Below are 17,302 nucleotides of genomic sequence, written 5' to 3' on the forward strand. Positions count from 1 at the left end.
GAAAGCAGACCGTAACGTGTCCGCTTCACGTCCGATGAGGGTCCGTTGTGGCCGCCGCGGCGACATACTTGACGCGTGACCGACCGGTTGGGCGACCGGCTCGTGACGGCGCGCGAAGAGGGCTTCGTCGGCCGCCGCCGGGAGACCGCGGCCTTCCGCGCGCTGCTGGCCGCCGGGCGCGGCGCGGTGGTGTACGTCCACGGCCCCGGCGGCATCGGCAAGACCACGCTCCTGCACCACTTCGCGCAGCTCGCGCGGCGCGCCGGGCGGCCCGCCGTACGGCTGGAGGCGGCCGGGGTGCGCTCCTACGAGGAGGAGCTGACGGAGCGCATTCCGGACCGGCCGGATCTGGTGCTGCTCATCGACGGCCTGGACGATCCGCGGGTGGCGCGCGACACCGTGCACCGCGAGCTGCTGCCCCGGCTGCCCGCCGACGCGCTGGTCGCGCTGGCCGGACGGACGGCGCCGCCGCTGTCCTGGCGTCTGGATCCGGCCTGGCAGGGACTGTTGCGCCTGCTCCCGCTCGGGCCGCTGGACGAGGCGGACAGCCGGGAGCTGCTCACCCGGCGCGGCGTGCCGCCAGCCGTCCAGGACCAGGGCCTGGCCTTCACCCGCGGGCACCCCTTGGCCCTCGCGCTGGTGGCGGACGTCGCCGCGCACGGCGGCGAGGCGGCCGGGGCCGACCCGTCGCCGCAGATCGTACGGGCGCTGCTGGCGAGCCTGCTGGAAGCGGTGCCCACACCGCTGCACCGGACCGCGCTGGAGGCGTCCTCGCAGGTGCTCTCGACGACCGAGCCGCTGCTGGCCGCGCTGCTCCAGGTGGCCGATGCCCGGCTGTACTTCGACTGGCTGTGCGGGCTGTCCGCGGTGGAGAGCGGGCTGCGCGGGGTGCATCCGCACGACCTCGTACGGGACGCGCTGGACGCGGAGCTGCGCTGGCGCGACCCGGAGCGCCGGGCGGCGCTGCACCGGCGGGCGAGCGCGTACTACCAGCGGCTGTTCACCCAGGAGGACGACCGGGCGCGGCAGCGGGCGGTGCTCGCGGACTTCGCGTATCTGCACCGGGACAGTCCGGTCGTCGGGCCGCTGCTGGAGCCGGTGGCGCGCGGCGCGGCGGGCGCGGCGCGGCTGGACCGGCTGTCCGTCTCGCCGGGCCCGGTCAGTGGCGGTGAGCTGGTGGAGGCATGCACGATCGCGGCGATCCACGAGGGCATCGAGGCGGCGCGGCTGGTGCACGACTGGTCGCGGCGCCCGGAGGCGGAGACGTACACCGTGCGGGGCCCGGACGGGGTGGCGGCCGGGTTCTACACGCTGATCAAGCTGGGCGGCGCTCCCCCGGCGGACGCGCCGGACGTGCCGGACGATCCGGCGGTACGGGCCGCCCGCGGCTGGCTGGCGGAGCACGGGGAGCTGCGCGGCGGCGAGACGGCGCTGCTGGTGCGGTTCTGGATGAGCCGCGACGAGTACCAGGCCGTCTCGCCCGTGCAGACCCTGATCACCCTGCGGCTGACCCACCACTACCTGACCGGCCACAAGCCCGCGGTGACGCTGCTGCCGTTCGCCGACCCGGAGTTCTGGGAGCCGGGCTGCGCGTATGTGGACTTCGCCCGCCTGCCCGCGGCGGACTTCACGGCCGCCGGTCGCCGCTTCGGGATGTTCGTGCACGACTGGCGGCGGGTGCCGGCGCTGGCGTGGCTGGCGATGCTGACCGAGCGGGAGCGGGCCGAGGACCCGTTCACGGTGACCCCGCCCGCCGCGTCGGACCCGCTGCGGGTGCTGGACCGGGAGGAGTTCGCCGAGGCGGTGCGGGACGCGCTGCGCGGGCTCGTACGGGCGGACGGTTTGCGGGACTCGCCGCTGCTGCGGACGCGCCTGGTCGCGGGGCGGTGCGCGGCGGGTGAGGCGGGCCCGAAGGAGCGGGCGGCGGCGCTGCGGAAGGCGGTACGCGCGGCGGCAGCGGCACTGGAGGCGTCGCCACAGGACCGCCGGGCCTTCCGGGCGCTGCACCACACGTATCTGCGCCCGGCCGGCACCCAGGCGCGCGCCGCGGAGTTGCTGCGTCTGCCGATGACGACGTACCGGCGTCATCTGACCGCCGGGGTCGCCCGCCTGACGGAGCTGCTGTGGCAGGAGGAACTGGAGGGCGGCGGGCCGGAGGACGGCGGGCCGGGCGCCGGTGAGGGCGACCGCCCCGGCGGCCCGCCGGAGGTCAGCCGTCCAGAATGAACCGGCTCCGCTCCCGCATCGCCGCCGTGATCGCAGCGGGTGCCTTCTCGGGCGAGCCCGCGTCGTACGGCGGCTCCGGGTCGTACTCGATGCCGAGCTGGACGGTCTGCGCGTGGGTGTCACCGGCGATCCGGCCCACCAGCGCGAGGCCCATGTCGATGCCGGAGGACACGCCCGCGGCGGTCACGTACTTGCCGTCGAAGACGACGCGCTCACCGGTCGGCTCCACCCCGTGGGCCGGGAGCCGGTCCAGCGCGAGCCAGTGGGAGGTGGCGCGACGGCCCTTGAGGAGGCCCGCGGCGGCGAGCAGCAGGGAGCCGGTGCAGACGGAGGTCGTCCAGGTGGTACGGGTGTCCACGGCGCGCAGCCAGTCGTGCAGCGGCCCGTCGTCCATGAGCGCGGCCTGGCCGGTGCCGCCGGGCACCACGAGCACGTCCGGGGCGGTGACCTCGGACAGTACGGCGTCGGCGGTCAGCGCCAGGTCGCCGCTGCCGGTGCGGTGCTCGCCGGTGCGCTCGGCGACGAAGACGGTCCTGGCGCCCGGGATACGGCTGAGGGTCTCGTACGGGCCGATGGCGTCCAGGGCGGTGATGCCGTCGTAGAGGAGGATGGCGATCTGCATGGGGTGCCTTTCGGTGGTGGTGTGGCGTAGGAGGCGGGGCGGTCAGGGGAACGGCGGTGGGGCCACGGGACGGAAGCGGCGGCGGTATTCGGCGGGTGCGGCGCCCAGCGTGCGCAGAAAGGCGCGGCGCATCGCCTCGGGGGTGCCGTAGCCGCAGCGGCGGGAGATGCCCTCGACGCCGTCGGCGGTGTCCTCCAGGAGGCGCCGGGCGGCTTCCAGGCGCACCCGGTCGACGTAGCGTCCCGGGGTCATGCCGACCTCGGCCCGGAAGGCGCGGGCGAAGTGCCGGGGCGACAGGCCCGCGCGGCCCGCGAGGGTTTCCACGGACAGGTCGGCCGCCGGGTTCTCGGTGATCCACTGCTGTACGTCGCGCAGCGGGCGCCGGTCCGCGGTCTGCGCGGCGAGCTGGGCGCTGAACTGGGTCTGGTTGCCGGGACGGCGCAGGAAGACGACCAGGTGGCGGGCGACGGCCAGCGCGAGGTCGCGGCCGAGGTCCTCCTCCACCAGGGCCAGTGCGAGGTCGATGCCCGCCGTCACTCCGGCGGAGGTGGCCACGTCGCCGTCGCGTACGTAGATCGGCTCCGGGTCGACCCGTACGGCCGGGAACCCGGCGGCCAGCTCGGCGCACCGGGTCCAGTGGGTCGTCGCCCGGCGGCCGTCGAGCAGTCCGGTGGCGGCGAGCAGGAACGCCCCGGTGCACACCGACACCTTGCGGCGGGCCCGGGGCGCGTGCAGCCGCAGCCAGTCGACCAGGCGGGCATCGGGTTCGCGGGTCCCCCGCCCGCCGGGCACGAGCAGGGTGTGCGGCGGCCCGGCGTCGGACAGCGCGAGGTCGGGGGTCAGCGTCAGCCCGCTGCCCGTACGGACCGGGGCGCCGTCGAGCGAGGCGGTGCGGACCGGGTAGGCGCCGGGCACCCGCAGGGCCGCCTGGGTGAAGACCTCCAGGGGGCCGGTGACGTCGAGGCTCTGCACGCCGTCGAAGAGGACGACCAGCACGTCGCGCTGTTCCATGGCGACCATCCTGCGGGGGTGCCGACGATGGCGGCAATGACGAATTTCCCACCTTTACGGCCATGGGGAGACCGGTGCGTCGGGGGGCGGGGCTGGGTTCCGGCGGGTCCGGGGCTGTGTTCCATCCGGTCCGGGACCGAGTACCGCCGGGTGCGCGGTCGCGCACCGCCGGGTGGGGGGCCAACTACCGCCGGGCCCACGGCCGCGCGCCGCCGGGTACGGGGCCGCGCCGCCGGATCCGGGGCCACGCACCGCCGGACCCTGAACCCCGTACCACCACCCCCGTACGACCGCCCCCGTACCACCCTCCCCGGCCGATAGCCGCCGGAAGGCCCCCTGACCCCCCTCCCCTCCATACCAACGGGTCGGTAACCTGCGGTCATGACCACCAAGACCTCGCTCCCCGAGCGCGCCGGCCGGCGTTGTCACAACGTCGTCAACCCGCTGCACTCGACCGTCTACTTCTCGCCCGACACCCCCGCCGAATTCGCCGCCCTCGGCATCGAGGACCGCAGCGCCGCCTACTTCGCGGGCCGGGCCGCGGCCCTGGGCGCGGTCGGCGCCGGCACCGTCACGGCGACCTTCTACAACTTCAAGCACGACCTGGTCGCCCGGCACATACCGCAGGTGTGGAAGGTGGCCCCGCCCGAAGAGGTGCTGGCCGCGCGGCTGCGGGCCGCCGACCGCACCCTGCGGCGGCTGCTCGGCGACGCGACGGTGGAGTCGCCGGAGATGGCCGAGGCTGCCCGGCTGGCGCTGCGCGCCGCCGAGGCGTGCACCCGGCACGCCCGCCCGCTGTACGCCGCGCACGCCGACCTGCCGGTCCCCGACGCGCCGCACCTCGCCCTCTGGCACGCGGCGACGTTGCTGCGCGAGCACCGCGGCGACGGACATCTGGCGGCGCTGCTGGACGCCGGACTGGACGGGCTGGAGGCGCTGGTCACCCACACCGCGAGCGACCGCGGCGCGGCCCGCTCCTGGGTGCTGGAGTTCCGCGGCTGGTCGCTGGAGGAGTGGCAGGCCGCCGAGGAGCGGCTGCGCGGACGCGGCTTCCTCGACGCGGAGGGCGCGCTGACCGAGGCGGGCAAGCAGCTGCGCGAGGACCTGGAGGACACCACGGACCGGCTCGACCTGGCACCGTACGAGCACCTGGGCGCCGCGGACGTGGCCCGGCTGACCGAACTGGCCACCGGCTTCACGCAGACCGCGGTGGCGGCGGGCGCGTTCCCGAAGGCGCTCCTCGGCAAGGGCTGAGCCGGGGCCCGCGACTCCCGGGCGCGCCATGGGTACCGAACTACCAGGCGTGACACGGAAGTTGCAGGCCCTCTCGTATCACGTCCCGCGCACCGGGAAATCAGGTGCGCGGGACGGCCCGCCGCTGCCACGCTGCCCCCGATGAACCGTCAAGAGATCTCCCGTATCGCCCACACCGGCCACCCCATCGCGGCACCGCTCGACGACGACTCGGTACGGCAGTTGCTGGACCACGGCCTGCCGCGCGGTGACGAGCGGGTGCTCGACCTCGGCTGCGGCGGCGGGGAGTGGCTGCTGCGCGCGCTGGCCCGTCATCCGCGGCTGCGGGCCGAGGGCGTCGACATCAGCGCGCAGGCCCTGGCGCACGCCCGTACGGCCGCCGCCGAGCGGGGCGTTACGGACCGTCTCGTCCTCCATCACCAAGACGCCGCGGACTTCCGCTCTCCGCACCCGTTCGGCCTGGTGCTCAGCGTCGGCGCCGCGCACGCCTTCGGCGGCCTACTGCCCACCCTGGCGGCGGCCCGCGAGCACCTGGCTCCCGGCGGGCGGGTCCTGGTCGGTGACGGATTCTGGGACCGCACGCCGTCCCCGGAGGCCGTCGAGATGCTGGGCGACTTCGCCGACCTGCCCACCACCCTGGAACGCGTCACCGCCGACGGGTGGACGCCCGTCCACGGGCACATCAGCACCCGCCGCGAACTGGACGCCTACGAGTGGTCCTGGACCGGATCGCTCGCCGCGTGGGCCCTGGACCACCCCGATAGCCCCGACCGCGCCGAGGCGCTCGCCGTGGCCGAGGCCCACCGTACGGAGTGGCTGCGCGGCTACCGGGACAGCTGGGGATTCCTGAGTCTGGTGCTGCGCCGCACCGACGGCTGAGGGCGGGCCCCGTACGGACGGCCGGGTCCCGGGCACCGGTGCGTGCGGCTTCTCACACCTGGCGACAGCGGCGCGGGGGGCGCGACAGTGCGCCCCGGCAACCTGCACAATGCAGGCTCAAGCAAACGCTGGAAGGCGGGGCAGGAAACAACGTGACGGCATCCACCGAGGCCAACGGGGCGTCCGGGACCATCGGATCCATCGAAGCGAGGATCGCCGACGAGCTCGGCGTCAAGGAGCGGCAGGTGAAGGCCGCGGTCGAACTGCTCGACGGCGGCTCGACCGTGCCCTTCATCGCCCGCTACCGCAAGGAAGCTACGGAGATGCTCGACGACGCGCAGCTGCGCGCGTTGGAGGAGCGGCTGCGCTACCTGCGGGAGCTGGAGGAGCGGCGGGCCGCGATCCTGGAGTCCGTACGGTCGCAGGGCAAGCTGGACGCCGCGCTGGAGGCGCAGATCCGGGGCGCCGAGTCCAAGGCCCGGCTGGAGGACATCTACCTGCCCTTCAAGCCCAAGCGGCGCACCAAGGCGCAGATCGCGCGGGAGGCGGGCCTGGAGCCGCTGGCCGACGGCCTGCTGAGCGACCCGTCGGTGGAGCCCACGGCCGCCGCTGCGGCGTTCGTGGACGCGGACAAGGGCGTGGCCGATCCGGCCGCCGCCCTGGAGGGCGCGCGGGCGATCCTGACCGAGCGGTTCAGCGAGGACGCCGACCTGATCGGCGAGCTGCGCGAGCGGATGTGGACGCGCGGGCAGGTCGCGGCGAAGGTGCGCGAGGGCAAGGAGGAGGCGGGCGCGAAGTTCGCCGACTACTTCGACTTCGCGGAGCCCTTCACCGCGCTGCCCTCGCACCGCGTCCTGGCGATGCTGCGCGGCGAGAAGGAGGAGATCCTCGACCTCGCGCTGGAGCCGGAGACCGAGCCGGTCGAGGGCACCACGTCGTACGAACAGTCCATCGCGCACAAGTTCGGCATCGCCGACCGCGGTCGGCCGGCCGACAAGTGGCTCAAGGACACCGTCCGCTGGGCCTGGCGCACCCGCATCCTGGTCCACCTCGGCATCGACCTGCGGCTGCGGCTGCGGCAGGCCGCCGAGGACGAGGCGGTGCGGGTCTTCGCGGCCAACCTGCGCGACCTGCTGCTGGCGGCGCCGGCCGGCACCCGCGCCACGATGGGCCTGGACCCCGGCTTCCGTACGGGTGTGAAGGTCGCCGTCGTGGACGCGACCGGCAAGGTGGCCGCGACGGAGACGATCTACCCGCACGTGCCGCAGCAGAAGTGGGACCAGTCGCTGGCCACGCTGGCGCGGCTGGCCCGGGAGCACGACGTCGAGCTGATCGCCATCGGCAACGGCACCGCGTCCCGCGAGACGGACAAGCTGGCCGCCGACCTGATCGCGGCGCAGCCCGAGCTGAAGCTGACGAAGGTGATGGTCTCCGAGGCGGGCGCTTCGGTGTACTCCGCCTCCGCGTTCGCCTCGCAGGAGCTGCCGGACCTGGACGTGTCGCTGCGCGGCGCGGTCTCGATCGCCCGCCGCCTCCAGGACCCGCTGGCCGAACTGGTCAAGATCGATCCGAAGTCGATCGGGGTCGGCCAGTACCAGCACGACCTGTCCGAGGTGAAGCTGTCGCGCTCGCTGGACGCGGTGGTCGAGGACTGTGTGAACGGCGTCGGCGTGGACGTGAACACCGCGTCCGCTCCGCTGCTGTCGCGCGTCTCCGGCATCGGCTCGGGCCTGGCCGAGAACATCGTCGCGCACCGCGACGCCAACGGTCCTTTCCGCACCCGCAAGGCCCTCAAGGACGTGGCGCGGCTCGGCCCGAAGGCGTACGAGCAGTGCGCGGGCTTCCTCCGTATCCGAGGCGGTGACGACCCGCTGGACGCCTCCAGCGTGCACCCGGAGGCGTACCCGGTGGTGCGCCGGATGGTGAAGACGGCGGGCGGTGAGGTGTCCTCGCTGATCGGCAACACGGCGGTGCTGCGTTCGCTGAAGCCCGCCGACTTCGTCGACGACTCCTTCGGCCTGCCGACCGTCACCGACATCCTCCAGGAGCTGGAGAAGCCGGGCCGCGACCCGCGTCCGGTCTTCAAGACGGCCACCTTCAAGGAAGGCGTGGAGAAGATCGGCGACCTGGAGGCGGGGATGCTCCTGGAGGGCGTGGTGACCAACGTCGCCGCCTTCGGGGCGTTCGTGGACGTCGGTGTCCACCAGGACGGTCTGGTGCACGTCTCCGCGATGTCCAAGACCTTCGTCAAGGACCCGCGCGACGTGGTCAAGCCGGGTGACATCGTGCGCGTCAAGGTGCTGGACGTGGACATCCCGCGCAAGCGGATCTCACTGACGCTGCGCCTGGACGACGAGCCGGGCAAGGGCGGCGGCGCGGCCGACGGCGGACAGCGCGCGGGCAGCCCGCGCGAGGGCCGCCGCGGCGACCGGCCCGACCGCGGCGACCAGCGGCGTGGCAGCACACCCCGGCAGCGCCAGAGCGGCGACCGCCGCGGCGGCTCCCGCGACGCGGCCCCGGCGAACGGCGCCATGGCCGACGCGCTGCGGCGGGCGGGCCTGCTGGGCAAGGAAAACGGGGGCCGCTGAACCGGGGGCGGCCGGGGCCGGCGGGTGCCGGTCCCGGCCGTACGGGGGTGCGGGGGCGCTTGGTCGGGGGGGCGGGGCACGGCCTGGCATATGGGGGCGAATCGCGCCCGGCCCCTCGGATTGCGAGCCGTGTCCGATGTACGGGTTTCGGGCCACGCCGGGTCGTAGGGGTCCGGGGCGCGACCTGGCGCGTACGGGGTGCGGGGCCACGCCCAGCCGTAGGGGGCGCGAGCCGTACCCGGCCGTACGGATTCCAGGCCACGTCCGGCCGTAGGAATTCCGGTTCGCACCCTGGCGTACGGGTTGCGCGGCACACCCAGCCGTACGCCGTACGGATCGCGAGCCGTACCCGGCCGCACGCACTCCGGGTAGCGCCCGGCTCGGGAGGCCGCGGCCCGGCGGCCCGGCCGGGTCACGACGGGCAGCCCGGCCGGATCACAACGGGCGGCCCCTCCGGGTCACTCCGTACGCATCACTCCGGCGCGTCCTCGCGCGGCACCGGGCCGGGGCCCTTCCGCTGCCGTCCGGTGCCCGGCTTCGCCACGTGGCTGACCCACCGGCCGTTTTCCTCGGAGACGTAGCTGCTCTCCCCCGCGGGGGCTTCCCTGGCGCTGCGCTCCTGGGAGGCGGGGGCGTCCTCCCGTGCCGCGCGCTGCGCCCTGCGCTCCCGCTCGGGGCGGTTCTTCGACATGTCATCACTCATGCTCATGTCACCCATGCCGGCTCCCTGCTCACGCTTCGGTCGATGGTCCGGTGGCGCCCGGCGGTGCCGCCCGGCTCCTCCAGTACCGCACCGGCCCGGCTCCGTCGGCATGCCCGGCGTGCCAAGCGGGTGGCGGCCGGCGGCAGCCGCCCGGCGCCCGTCGGCGGCACGCCTACCCGTCGGCGGCCGGTTCAGGCCGCCCCCGCGAAGCCCCGCAGGTGTTCCAGTTCGGCGGCCACGTCCGTGAGCGTCGCGCAGCCCGGTACGGGTGGGATCTGCGCGGCGAGCGCGGGCGGGCCCGGGCGTCCCGGGTCCTCCAGGGCGTCCGCCATCGCGGTCAGCGCCTCGCACAGCCGGCGCGCCTCCTGCGGGGTGGGGCGGCGGGCGCCGTGGTCGAGCCGTACCGCGCAGGCCGTCGCCGCGTCCACGATGCGCTCGGCGGCGGTGACGACGGTGAGCCAGTCCGGGTTGCGGCCACGCGCCGCGACGAGTTCGGCGGCGGCGGTCTCGGCCGCCGCGCGGGCCTCCCCCAGTGCCCGGTAGGCCGCCCGGCGCCGCACCAGGCGCTCGCCCCGGTCGTGTCCCGGCTCGGTCCGCAGCACTTCTCCCAGGTACGTTTCGGTGGCGCGCAGCGCGGCCGTCACTTTGTGGCCGACGCGGCGGCGCGGGTCGGCCAGCCGCGGCAGATGGCCGACGACGAGGACCAGGGCGCAGGCGGCCGAGGTGTCCACGATCCGCTCCAGCGCGGCCTGCGGATCGCCGCTGACGTGTACGAACGACAGCACCATCAGCGTGATCGCGACGGTCTGCAGCGCGAAGTGGCGGGTGGCGAACGGCAGCAGCGCGCCACCCGCACCGGCCACCAGCGCGGGCCACCACCATCCGTCCAGCACCGCTCCGGCCGCCGCGAAGACCAGCACACCGGCGACGGTCCCGGCGAAGCGGTTGACCGTACGGGAGAACAGCGGGCCCAGGTCGGGCTTGACGAGGAAGGTGGCGGTGGCGGGCAGCCAGTACCAGTGCTCGGCACGCAGCGCGAGGGCCACCGCCACGCTCACCGCGATGCACAGGCCGACCCGCAGACCGTAGTCCCGGCCGGCCGGCCCGAACATGCTCCGGCCGCGCCGGACGGGCGGCGCCTCGGACCGGAGCTTGCGCGGCGCTCCGGACGTGAGCTGATCTCCGGATTCACGCCGCTCTCCGGGCACGCGCTGATCTTCGGACTCGCGCCGCTCTCCGGGCACGCGCTGATCTTCGGGCTCACGCTGAGCCCCGGACCCACGCTGATCCCCGGACTCGCGCTCCTCCGGCCGTACCGCCCCCGAGATCACCGCGGGCCCCCCGTCGGCCCCGGCGGCGTCCACCGGCTCCGTACGGGCGAAGACCACCGCCGCGTCCAGCAGCGCGCGGTCGAAGGCGCCGCGCGCCGGTGAGCTGGTATCCGGCGCGGAGAGGCGGCCCGGCGGGCGGCCGGTGCGCAGTGCTTCGGCGAAGCGGCGCGGGCCCTCGGCGACCCGGGCCGGCAGCGGCCGGGCCTCCCACAGCAGCGCGACGCTGGCCTCGCACAGCGCGGTCGCGGCGGCCAGCCGCTCGGCGAGCAGCCGTTCGCCCGGGCTCGGCCGGCGGCGCAGCAGGCGGCGCAGGCGCAGGGCCTCGTCGGCGCGGTCGAGGGCGGCGGTCAGGCGGCGCCGGGCCGCCTCGGCGCCCGGCCCGCCGACGGCGTCGAGGGCGTCCGCGAGCGCGTCGAAGACGGTGGCAACGGCCGCCCGCTCGCCGCTGAGCGGCCCGCCGGCCGGGCGGGGCGGGTGGAACACCAGGCGCAGCAGGAGCAGCCACAGGCAGCCGGCCAGCAGGTAGAGGGCCTTGAGCCACGGCGCGCCGGACAGCGGCATGCCCGCGCCGAGGATGGTGCTGGCCAGCATCTGCATGCCCGCGTTGGAGCGCACCGGCCCGGCGACGCTGCCCGCGCCCGAGACGAAGCCGACGGCGAACAGCGCGGGAACCACCCACCAGCCCGCGCCGACCGTCTGCAGCGTGGCGCCCATCAGCATGCCGAACGCCGAGGCGAGGGCGGGCAGGCCGATGTGCACGATGCCGCGGCGCCGGGTGCCGGGCCGGTCGTTGACGCCCGCGAGCATGGAGCCGAGCCCGGCCAGCACCCCGGCCGCCGGGTGGCCGGTGGCCAGGCCGGCGGCGAGCAGCGGGCCCGCGCACAGCGCGCCGCGGACCACGGCGGCCCAGGGGACGGGCAGCCGCTGCCAGCGCAGGGGGTGGGCGAGCCAGGTGGGCACGGCGCGCGGGGCGCGGGGCATGGGCCTCCTTGGTGCGGCGGATGACGGTGTACGGGAAACGTAGGGGTACGTACCCGGATGGAGCGGGACGTACTGTCCCGTACAGGGCCGGGCGGGTTCCGGTACGCGGATCGGGGGCGGGTGTCCGAGGGGCGTCATCGGCCGACGGTGCCGACATCCAGCTTACGGTCCTGTTTGTACGCATCAGGACGTACGGGTTACGGGGATGTCAAGATCACATTCAGCCGTACCGAACGGACGCCCGGCCCACGCCTGCCCGCCCCACCCGGCCCTACTCCCCCGCCACCTCCGCCACCAGTACGCTCCCGCTCGTCCGGGCGACCACATACGCCGTGCCCTTCGTCGCCCGCGCGTCCACCGTCAACCGGTGGGTGCCCGCTTCCACTTGTCCCGCGAACAGCTCGGCCGTCCGGGTGCGCGAGAGACGGTCCACGCGGTACGCGGTGAGGACGACCCCGCACGGTACGGCGGTCTCGACCGTGACCTCGCCGCGCGTGGCCGCCAGTCGCAGCAGCCGCCGCTGGTCCTGCGGACAGCGGTCCAGGGCCTCTTCGATCCGCGCGATGAGCAGCGGGACGACCGGCACCGGCAGGTCCACGAAGACCGCCGAGGAGCCCGCCGCCGCGAACGCGGCGCGCACCGCGGCCCGCTCGGCCCCGTCCACCGCGCTGCCGAAGGCCACCGCCCCGTAGGAGCGCAGTTCGTCCGGCGAGGCACCCGCCGCGTCCCGGGTGATCTCCGCGCCGATGCCGATGCCGCGCAGGGCCGCGGCCAGCCGGGCGGGCAGCGCGACCCGCTGTCCGACCAGCAGGACCCGCCGGGCGGTCGCCGCGCCGTGCGCCGGGCCGCCGTCGGAGAGCAGATGTTCCAGCGCGGCCCGGTACTGCGCGCCGTCGAAGCGGAACGGGCCGACGCCCGGGTAGCCGTCGCGCCCCAGGTCCGCGGTCTCCCCGGTCTGCCAGGCGAAGTCCCGCCACACGACGTCCGCGCCGTCGCGCTCGATGACGGCGGTCACCGCGCCGCACTCCAGCCCCTCGCACTCCGGGCAGCCGTACAGGACGTAGCGTCCGCCGGCGAGCGGGGCGTCCTCCTCCAGGAGCAGCCGCCGCACGTGCGCGGTGAACAGAGAAGGGCCGAGGTCGGCGGCGAGCGGGGAGACCGCGTCGAGGTCCGCCAGGCGCAGCAGCAGCGGTCTGCCGTCCACGATGAAGTCCCAGAAGTCGCGGTGGACTTCGTACGCGCCGTTGGACAGTACGGCGCCGGCGCGCGTCGCGGGGGCCAGTCCGAAGGTCGCGTGATGCGCAGACATGTCCTGAGTATCCCCACGCAACGGGCGCCAAGCGCCCGGCTGCGGCAAATCCCTTGGCGGGGTCCATTCCGTATCGCTCCGGCATTCTCCTCGCGACGGCACGCACCGGCCGTTCCGGGCCTCCGTCCGCCGCCGCCCCGCCGCACCCGTCGCCCCCGGACGGCACAGCGGATAGCGTCCTGGGCATGACGACGAGCGATGTGATCGTGATCGGCGGCGGGGTGCTCGGCCTGACGGCCGCCGTCGCGCTGGCGGAGGGCGGGCGCCGGGTACGGGTCGTCAGCCGCGATCCGGCCCGGGACACCACCTCCGCGGTCGCGGGCGGTCTGTGCTGGCCCTACCGGGTGCGGCCCGAGGAACGGGCGGTGGCCTGGTCCGTACGCTCCTTCCACGTGCTCGCGGAGCTGGCGGAGCGCCCGGCGGAGACCGGTGTGCGGATGGTCGCCGGCACCATGGCCGACGAGCCCGGCGCGGCGCCGGAATCCGGTTCGGACGGCTGGCACGCGTCCGTTCCGGGCCTGCGGCGGGCCACGCCGGACGAGCTGCCGCCGGGCTACGGCTCGGGGTGGCGCGCGCGGATGCCGCTGGTCGACATGCCGTCCCACCTGGGCTATCTGGAGCGGCGGTTGGCGGCGGCGGGCGGCACGGTGCAGCGGCGTCCGCTCACCTCGCTCGCGGAGGCGGCGCGGGAGGCCGGCACGGTCGTCAACTGCTCCGGGCTGGGCGCCCGCGAGCTGGTCCCGGACGTGGCGGTCCAGCCGGTGCAGGGACAGCTGGTGATCGTGGAGAACCCCGGTATCGAGGAGTGGTTCGGGTCGGCCGGTGAGCACGCCGGGACCACGACGTACATCCTGCCGCAGCCGTACGGGGTGGTGCTCGGCGGTACGGCTCGCGAAGGTGCCTGGTCGCGGGAGCCGGACCCGGCGACCGCCCGCGCGATCGTGGAGCGCTGCGCGCGCGTCCACCCGAAGCTGGCGCACGCCCGCGTCCTGGCCCACCGGGTGGGCCTGCGCCCGGCGCGTAGCTCCGTACGGCTGGAGACGGAGCGGCTGCCCGGCGGCGCGCTGTGCGTGCACAACTACGGGCACGGCGGGGCCGGTGTGACGGTGGCGTGGGGCTGCGCGGACGAGGTGGTGCGCCTGGCCGGGGGCCGTACGGCGTGAGAAGGGGGCCGGTGGTGCGCCGGCCCCCTGTGGTTCAGCTGCGTGGCCGCCGCTACGGCCTGCCCTCCTCGGCGGCCCCGGCCGTACCGCCCGTCCCCGCGCCGGCGCCGTTGCCCGGCCCGATGCGGATCTCGAAGTCGCCGTCGTAGCGCTCGTGGCCCGCGATGACGGCCAGTTCGACGACTTCCTCGCCCTTCTGCCCGCGGACGATCAGCGGGTCGCGGCGCAGGTCCTTCATCAGCGCCCAGCACATCGCGATCATCACCAGGGTGAAGGGCGCCGCGACCAGGATCGTGAGGTTCTGCAGTCCGGTGAGCGCGTCGCCCGACCCGCCGCCGATCAGCAGCATGATCGCGGCGACCGCGCCGGTGACCACGCCCCAGAAGACCACCACCGGCCGGGACGGTTCGAAGGAGCCTTTCTGCGACAGCGTGCCCATGACGATGGACGCGGCGTCCGCGCCGGAGACGAAGAAGATACCGACCAGGATCATGACCAGGATGCTGGTGACGGTGGCCACCGGGTACTGGTGCAGCACGTCGAAGAGCTGCCCCTCCGACGTGGTCTCGCCGGAGAGCCTCTTGGTGTCCTGGAGGTGCATCGCCGAGCTGCCGAACACCGCGAACCACAGCAGGCTGACCACGCTCGGCACCAGTATCACGCCGCCGATGAACTGCCGGATGGTGCGCCCGCGGCTGATCCGGGCGATGAACATGCCGACGAACGGCGTCCAGGAGATCCACCACGCCCAGTAGAACACCGTCCAGCTGCGCAGCCAGTCACCGACCTTGTCGCCGCTGCTCGCCTCCGTACGGCCGGCGAGCTGCGGCAGTTCGCCGATGAAGGTGCTGATGGAGGTCGGCAGCATGTTCAGGATGAGGATGGTCGGCCCGACGACGAACACGAAGACGGCCAGGATCAGCGCCAGCACCATGTTGATGTTGGACAGCATCTGGACGCCGCGGGCGATGCCGGAGACCGCCGACAGGACGAAGGCGACGGTCAGTACGGCGATGACGACGACCAGCAGGGTGGTGCTGACACTGTCCATCCAGCCCAGCACCTTGATCCCGCTGCCGATCTGGAGCGCGCCGAGGCCCAGGGAGGCCGCCGAGCCGAAGAGCGTGGCGAAGATGGCGAGGATGTCGATGACCTGCCCGCCCCATCCGTTGGCCCGCCGCGCGCCGATCAGCGGCGTGAACACCGCGCTGATCGTCTGCCTTCTCCCCCGCCGGAAGCAGCTGTACGCGATGGCCAGGCCCACGACCGCGTAGATCGCCCACGGGTGGAGGGTCCAGTGGAAGAGCGTGGTGGCCATCGCCGTGTCCATGGCCTGCGCGGCGTCCTTGGGGTCGGTGCCCGGGGGCGGCGTGCCGAAGTGTCCCAGCGGCTCGCTGACGCCGTAGAACATCAGGCCGATGCCCATGCCCGCGCTGAACATCATCGCGACCCAGGACACCGTACGGAACTCCGGCTCCTCCCCCTCCTTGCCCAGGGTGATCCGCCCGTACTTGCTGACGGCCAGCCAGATCGCGAAGACCACGAAGCCGGAGGCGGAGAGCACGAAGGCCCAGCCGCCGTTCTTGATGATCCAGTCCAGCATCGTCGAGGAGGCGCTCTTCAGCGACTCGGTGGAGGTGGCGCCCCAGGCGATGAAGGCGAGAGTGAGCAGCGCGGTGACGCCGAAGACCACGCGGTCGGTCTGTGGAGGGCCGGTGCGGTGCGGTGCGACGGGAGGGTCCGGCACGACCGGCGCACCTCCCCCGCCGCCCGTGTCCTTGTCTGGTTCCGACACGTGTCGACCTTTCAATAGGCCACATTTTCCCTACCCGTTACCCCCTACCACACGGCGGGAAGCGTTCAGCAGCCCTTGAGCGGAGTCGCGGCCGTAAGGTGATATTCGGCCCGGCCGTCCAGCAGCAGCGGCACGAGCGCGCGCAGCGACTGGCGCAGCGGGACCACGGCGCCGCCCCGGCCGTCCCGTCGCAACGCCACGCCGTGCAGCGCCAGTTCGTCCCTGACCTGGGTGTACTGCTGCTTGTCGAGGCGGTAGGCGCACGGCGGATCGCGCAGGATCTTCTCGGCCGCGGGCGGCTCGTTGTCCGCGCCGCCGAGGTACACCGGCCCCCGGTCGGCGTAACCGGCCAGCCGGGCGCGGGCGGTGGCGGACTCGATCCGGGCCCGGCGTTCGGTGGTGAAATCGAACAGCCCGCGCAGTGCGGCCTGTTGCGAGGTGACCCGGCGCCGGTTGTTCAGCGCCGGGTCGGCCTTCTCGGCGTCGGTCAGCGCGTCGACCCGGGTCTCCACGAGCAGCCCCACGGAGTGCTTCACCCCGGCGGTGTTGCGCAGGATGCGCTCCTGGCCGTCACCGGCCACCTGCTTGACCGGCTCGCCGGTCTCCGGGTCGGTCCAGATGCCGTAGATCCCCGTGCTGAACCCCGCCCCGGCGGCCGCGGGCCGGACGTACCGCTCGGACAGGGCGGTGGACTCCCCGTGCACCGCACGCGCGGTGTTCAGGTTGCGCGGCCACAGGGACAGCAGGTCCTTGGTGTAGTAGGGCTTGACGGGCGTGTACTCGTGCAGGTCGTAGACGATGTCCGGGCGGTAGTCGCGCTGTACGGCGGCCATCGCCCGCGCCTCGGCGGTCTTCAGGGCGAGGTGGTCGCGGTTGATGTCCACCCCTGCGGAGTTGCCGCGGGTGTCCGCGGCCCGGCCGTCCGGGTTGGCGGTCGGCACGACCAGCACGCTGGTGCGCTCCAGGAAGCGCCGGGTGGCCCGGTCACCGGCGAAGGCCAGGTCGCGGACGGTGGACAGGCACGCCTCGCGCCCGGACGGCTCGTCGCCGTGCTGCGAGCAGATGAGCAGCACCGTGGTGCCGTGCCGTGCGGCCTCGGCGCTCCGCGGTGCCGGTGCGCCGATCCGTACGAGCCGGATCGGGCGGCCCTGCGCGGTGGTGCCTATCCGGTCCGTACGGACCCGGTCGCTCGCCCGGTCCACGGCGGCGAGGAAGTCCCGCTCTTCGGGCTGGGTGGTCCAGCGGGCGCCCTCGCTGGTCTCGAAGCCGGTGCGGGGCAGGTCGGGGTCGGCCGCCCCGGCGGGTGCCGAGGCCAGCAGGGTCGTGGTGAGCGCGGCGGCCAGCGCCGCGCAGGCGAGGCCGCGGGAGAGGGGATTCACGAGGGGGTGCCTCCGGTGTCGGTCGGTGGGGCGAACGGTGGAGGAGGGTGCGGGCGTAGCG

The 17,302-nt window shown here is 74.6% G+C and carries 12 protein-coding genes; 5 read left to right on the forward strand and 7 right to left on the reverse strand.

Translation table 11 applies throughout. The features are described from left to right. The first annotated feature begins 75 nt into the window (after positions 1 to 75). Complete coding sequence (locus CP984_RS42595; protein ID WP_003981474.1) at positions 76 to 2,226, forward strand: ATP-binding protein; 2,151 nt, start codon at positions 76 to 78, stop codon at positions 2,224 to 2,226. Here CP984_RS42595 and CP984_RS05795 read toward each other — a convergent pair. Together CP984_RS05795 and CP984_RS05800 are read right to left on the reverse strand one after the other, a co-directional pair. Further along, complete coding sequence (locus CP984_RS05795; RefSeq protein WP_003981473.1) at positions 2,210 to 2,848, reverse strand: DJ-1/PfpI family protein; 639 nt, start codon at positions 2,846 to 2,848, stop codon at positions 2,210 to 2,212. The genes CP984_RS42595 and CP984_RS05795 overlap by 17 nt on opposite strands. A gap of 42 nt (positions 2,849 to 2,890) precedes the next feature. Further along, a complete protein-coding gene (locus CP984_RS05800) occupies positions 2,891 to 3,859 on the reverse strand; it encodes a GlxA family transcriptional regulator (RefSeq protein ID WP_003981472.1) in 969 nt (322 codons plus the stop codon). A gap of 381 nt (positions 3,860 to 4,240) precedes the next feature. On the opposite strand from CP984_RS05800, the gene CP984_RS05805 reads away from it, so the two are divergent. The 3 genes from CP984_RS05805 to CP984_RS05815 all read left to right on the forward strand — a co-directional run bounded on the left by CP984_RS05805 (position 4,241) and on the right by CP984_RS05815 (position 8,580). Next, positions 4,241 to 5,113 (forward strand): SCO6745 family protein, encoded by an 873-nt coding sequence (locus tag CP984_RS05805; RefSeq protein ID WP_003981471.1) that lies wholly within the window; start codon positions 4,241 to 4,243, stop codon positions 5,111 to 5,113. Positions 5,114 to 5,254: 141 nt separating this feature from the next. Continuing rightward, a complete protein-coding gene (locus CP984_RS05810; protein ID WP_003981470.1) occupies positions 5,255 to 5,992 on the forward strand; it encodes an SAM-dependent methyltransferase in 738 nt (245 codons plus the stop codon). Positions 5,993 to 6,144: 152 nt separating this feature from the next. Further along, positions 6,145 to 8,580, forward strand: coding sequence for a Tex family protein (locus CP984_RS05815; RefSeq protein ID WP_030183802.1), 2,436 nt, complete (start codon positions 6,145 to 6,147; stop codon positions 8,578 to 8,580). A gap of 472 nt (positions 8,581 to 9,052) precedes the next feature. Here the strand turns inward: CP984_RS05815 and CP984_RS05820 are convergent, their stop codons facing one another. From CP984_RS05820 to CP984_RS05830, 3 genes are all read right to left on the reverse strand, one after another. Then, complete coding sequence (locus CP984_RS05820; RefSeq protein ID WP_003987509.1) at positions 9,053 to 9,298, reverse strand: hypothetical protein; 246 nt, start codon at positions 9,296 to 9,298, stop codon at positions 9,053 to 9,055. Between the two features lie 176 nt (positions 9,299 to 9,474). Next, positions 9,475 to 11,595 carry an FUSC family protein gene (locus tag CP984_RS05825; RefSeq protein WP_030183807.1) on the reverse strand — a complete coding sequence of 707 codons (2,121 nt, stop codon included), beginning with the start codon at positions 11,593 to 11,595 and terminating at the stop codon, positions 9,475 to 9,477. A 271-nt stretch (positions 11,596 to 11,866) separates the two neighbouring features. Next, the gene (locus tag CP984_RS05830) at positions 11,867 to 12,904 is read right to left on the reverse strand and encodes a hypothetical protein (RefSeq protein WP_003987447.1); all 1,038 of its coding nucleotides are present in this window, start codon (positions 12,902 to 12,904) and stop codon (positions 11,867 to 11,869) included. A gap of 185 nt (positions 12,905 to 13,089) precedes the next feature. On the opposite strand from CP984_RS05830, the gene CP984_RS05835 reads away from it, so the two are divergent. Next, positions 13,090 to 14,067: an FAD-dependent oxidoreductase gene (locus CP984_RS05835; protein WP_030183810.1), complete on the forward strand. Its 978-nt coding sequence runs from the start codon at positions 13,090 to 13,092 to the stop codon at positions 14,065 to 14,067. A gap of 52 nt (positions 14,068 to 14,119) precedes the next feature. Here the strand turns inward: CP984_RS05835 and CP984_RS05840 are convergent, their stop codons facing one another. After that, entirely contained in the window at positions 14,120 to 15,814 is a 1,695-nt protein-coding gene (locus CP984_RS05840; RefSeq protein ID WP_003987339.1) for a BCCT family transporter, read from the reverse strand. A 113-nt stretch (positions 15,815 to 15,927) separates the two neighbouring features. Continuing rightward, the gene (locus CP984_RS05845) at positions 15,928 to 17,241 is read right to left on the reverse strand and encodes a M14 family metallopeptidase (RefSeq protein ID WP_003987338.1); all 1,314 of its coding nucleotides are present in this window, start codon (positions 17,239 to 17,241) and stop codon (positions 15,928 to 15,930) included. Positions 17,242 to 17,302 lie beyond the last annotated feature (61 nt).

This window comes from Streptomyces rimosus, from assembly GCF_008704655.1.
Taxonomy (GTDB): Bacteria; Actinomycetota; Actinomycetes; order Streptomycetales; family Streptomycetaceae; genus Streptomyces; species Streptomyces rimosus.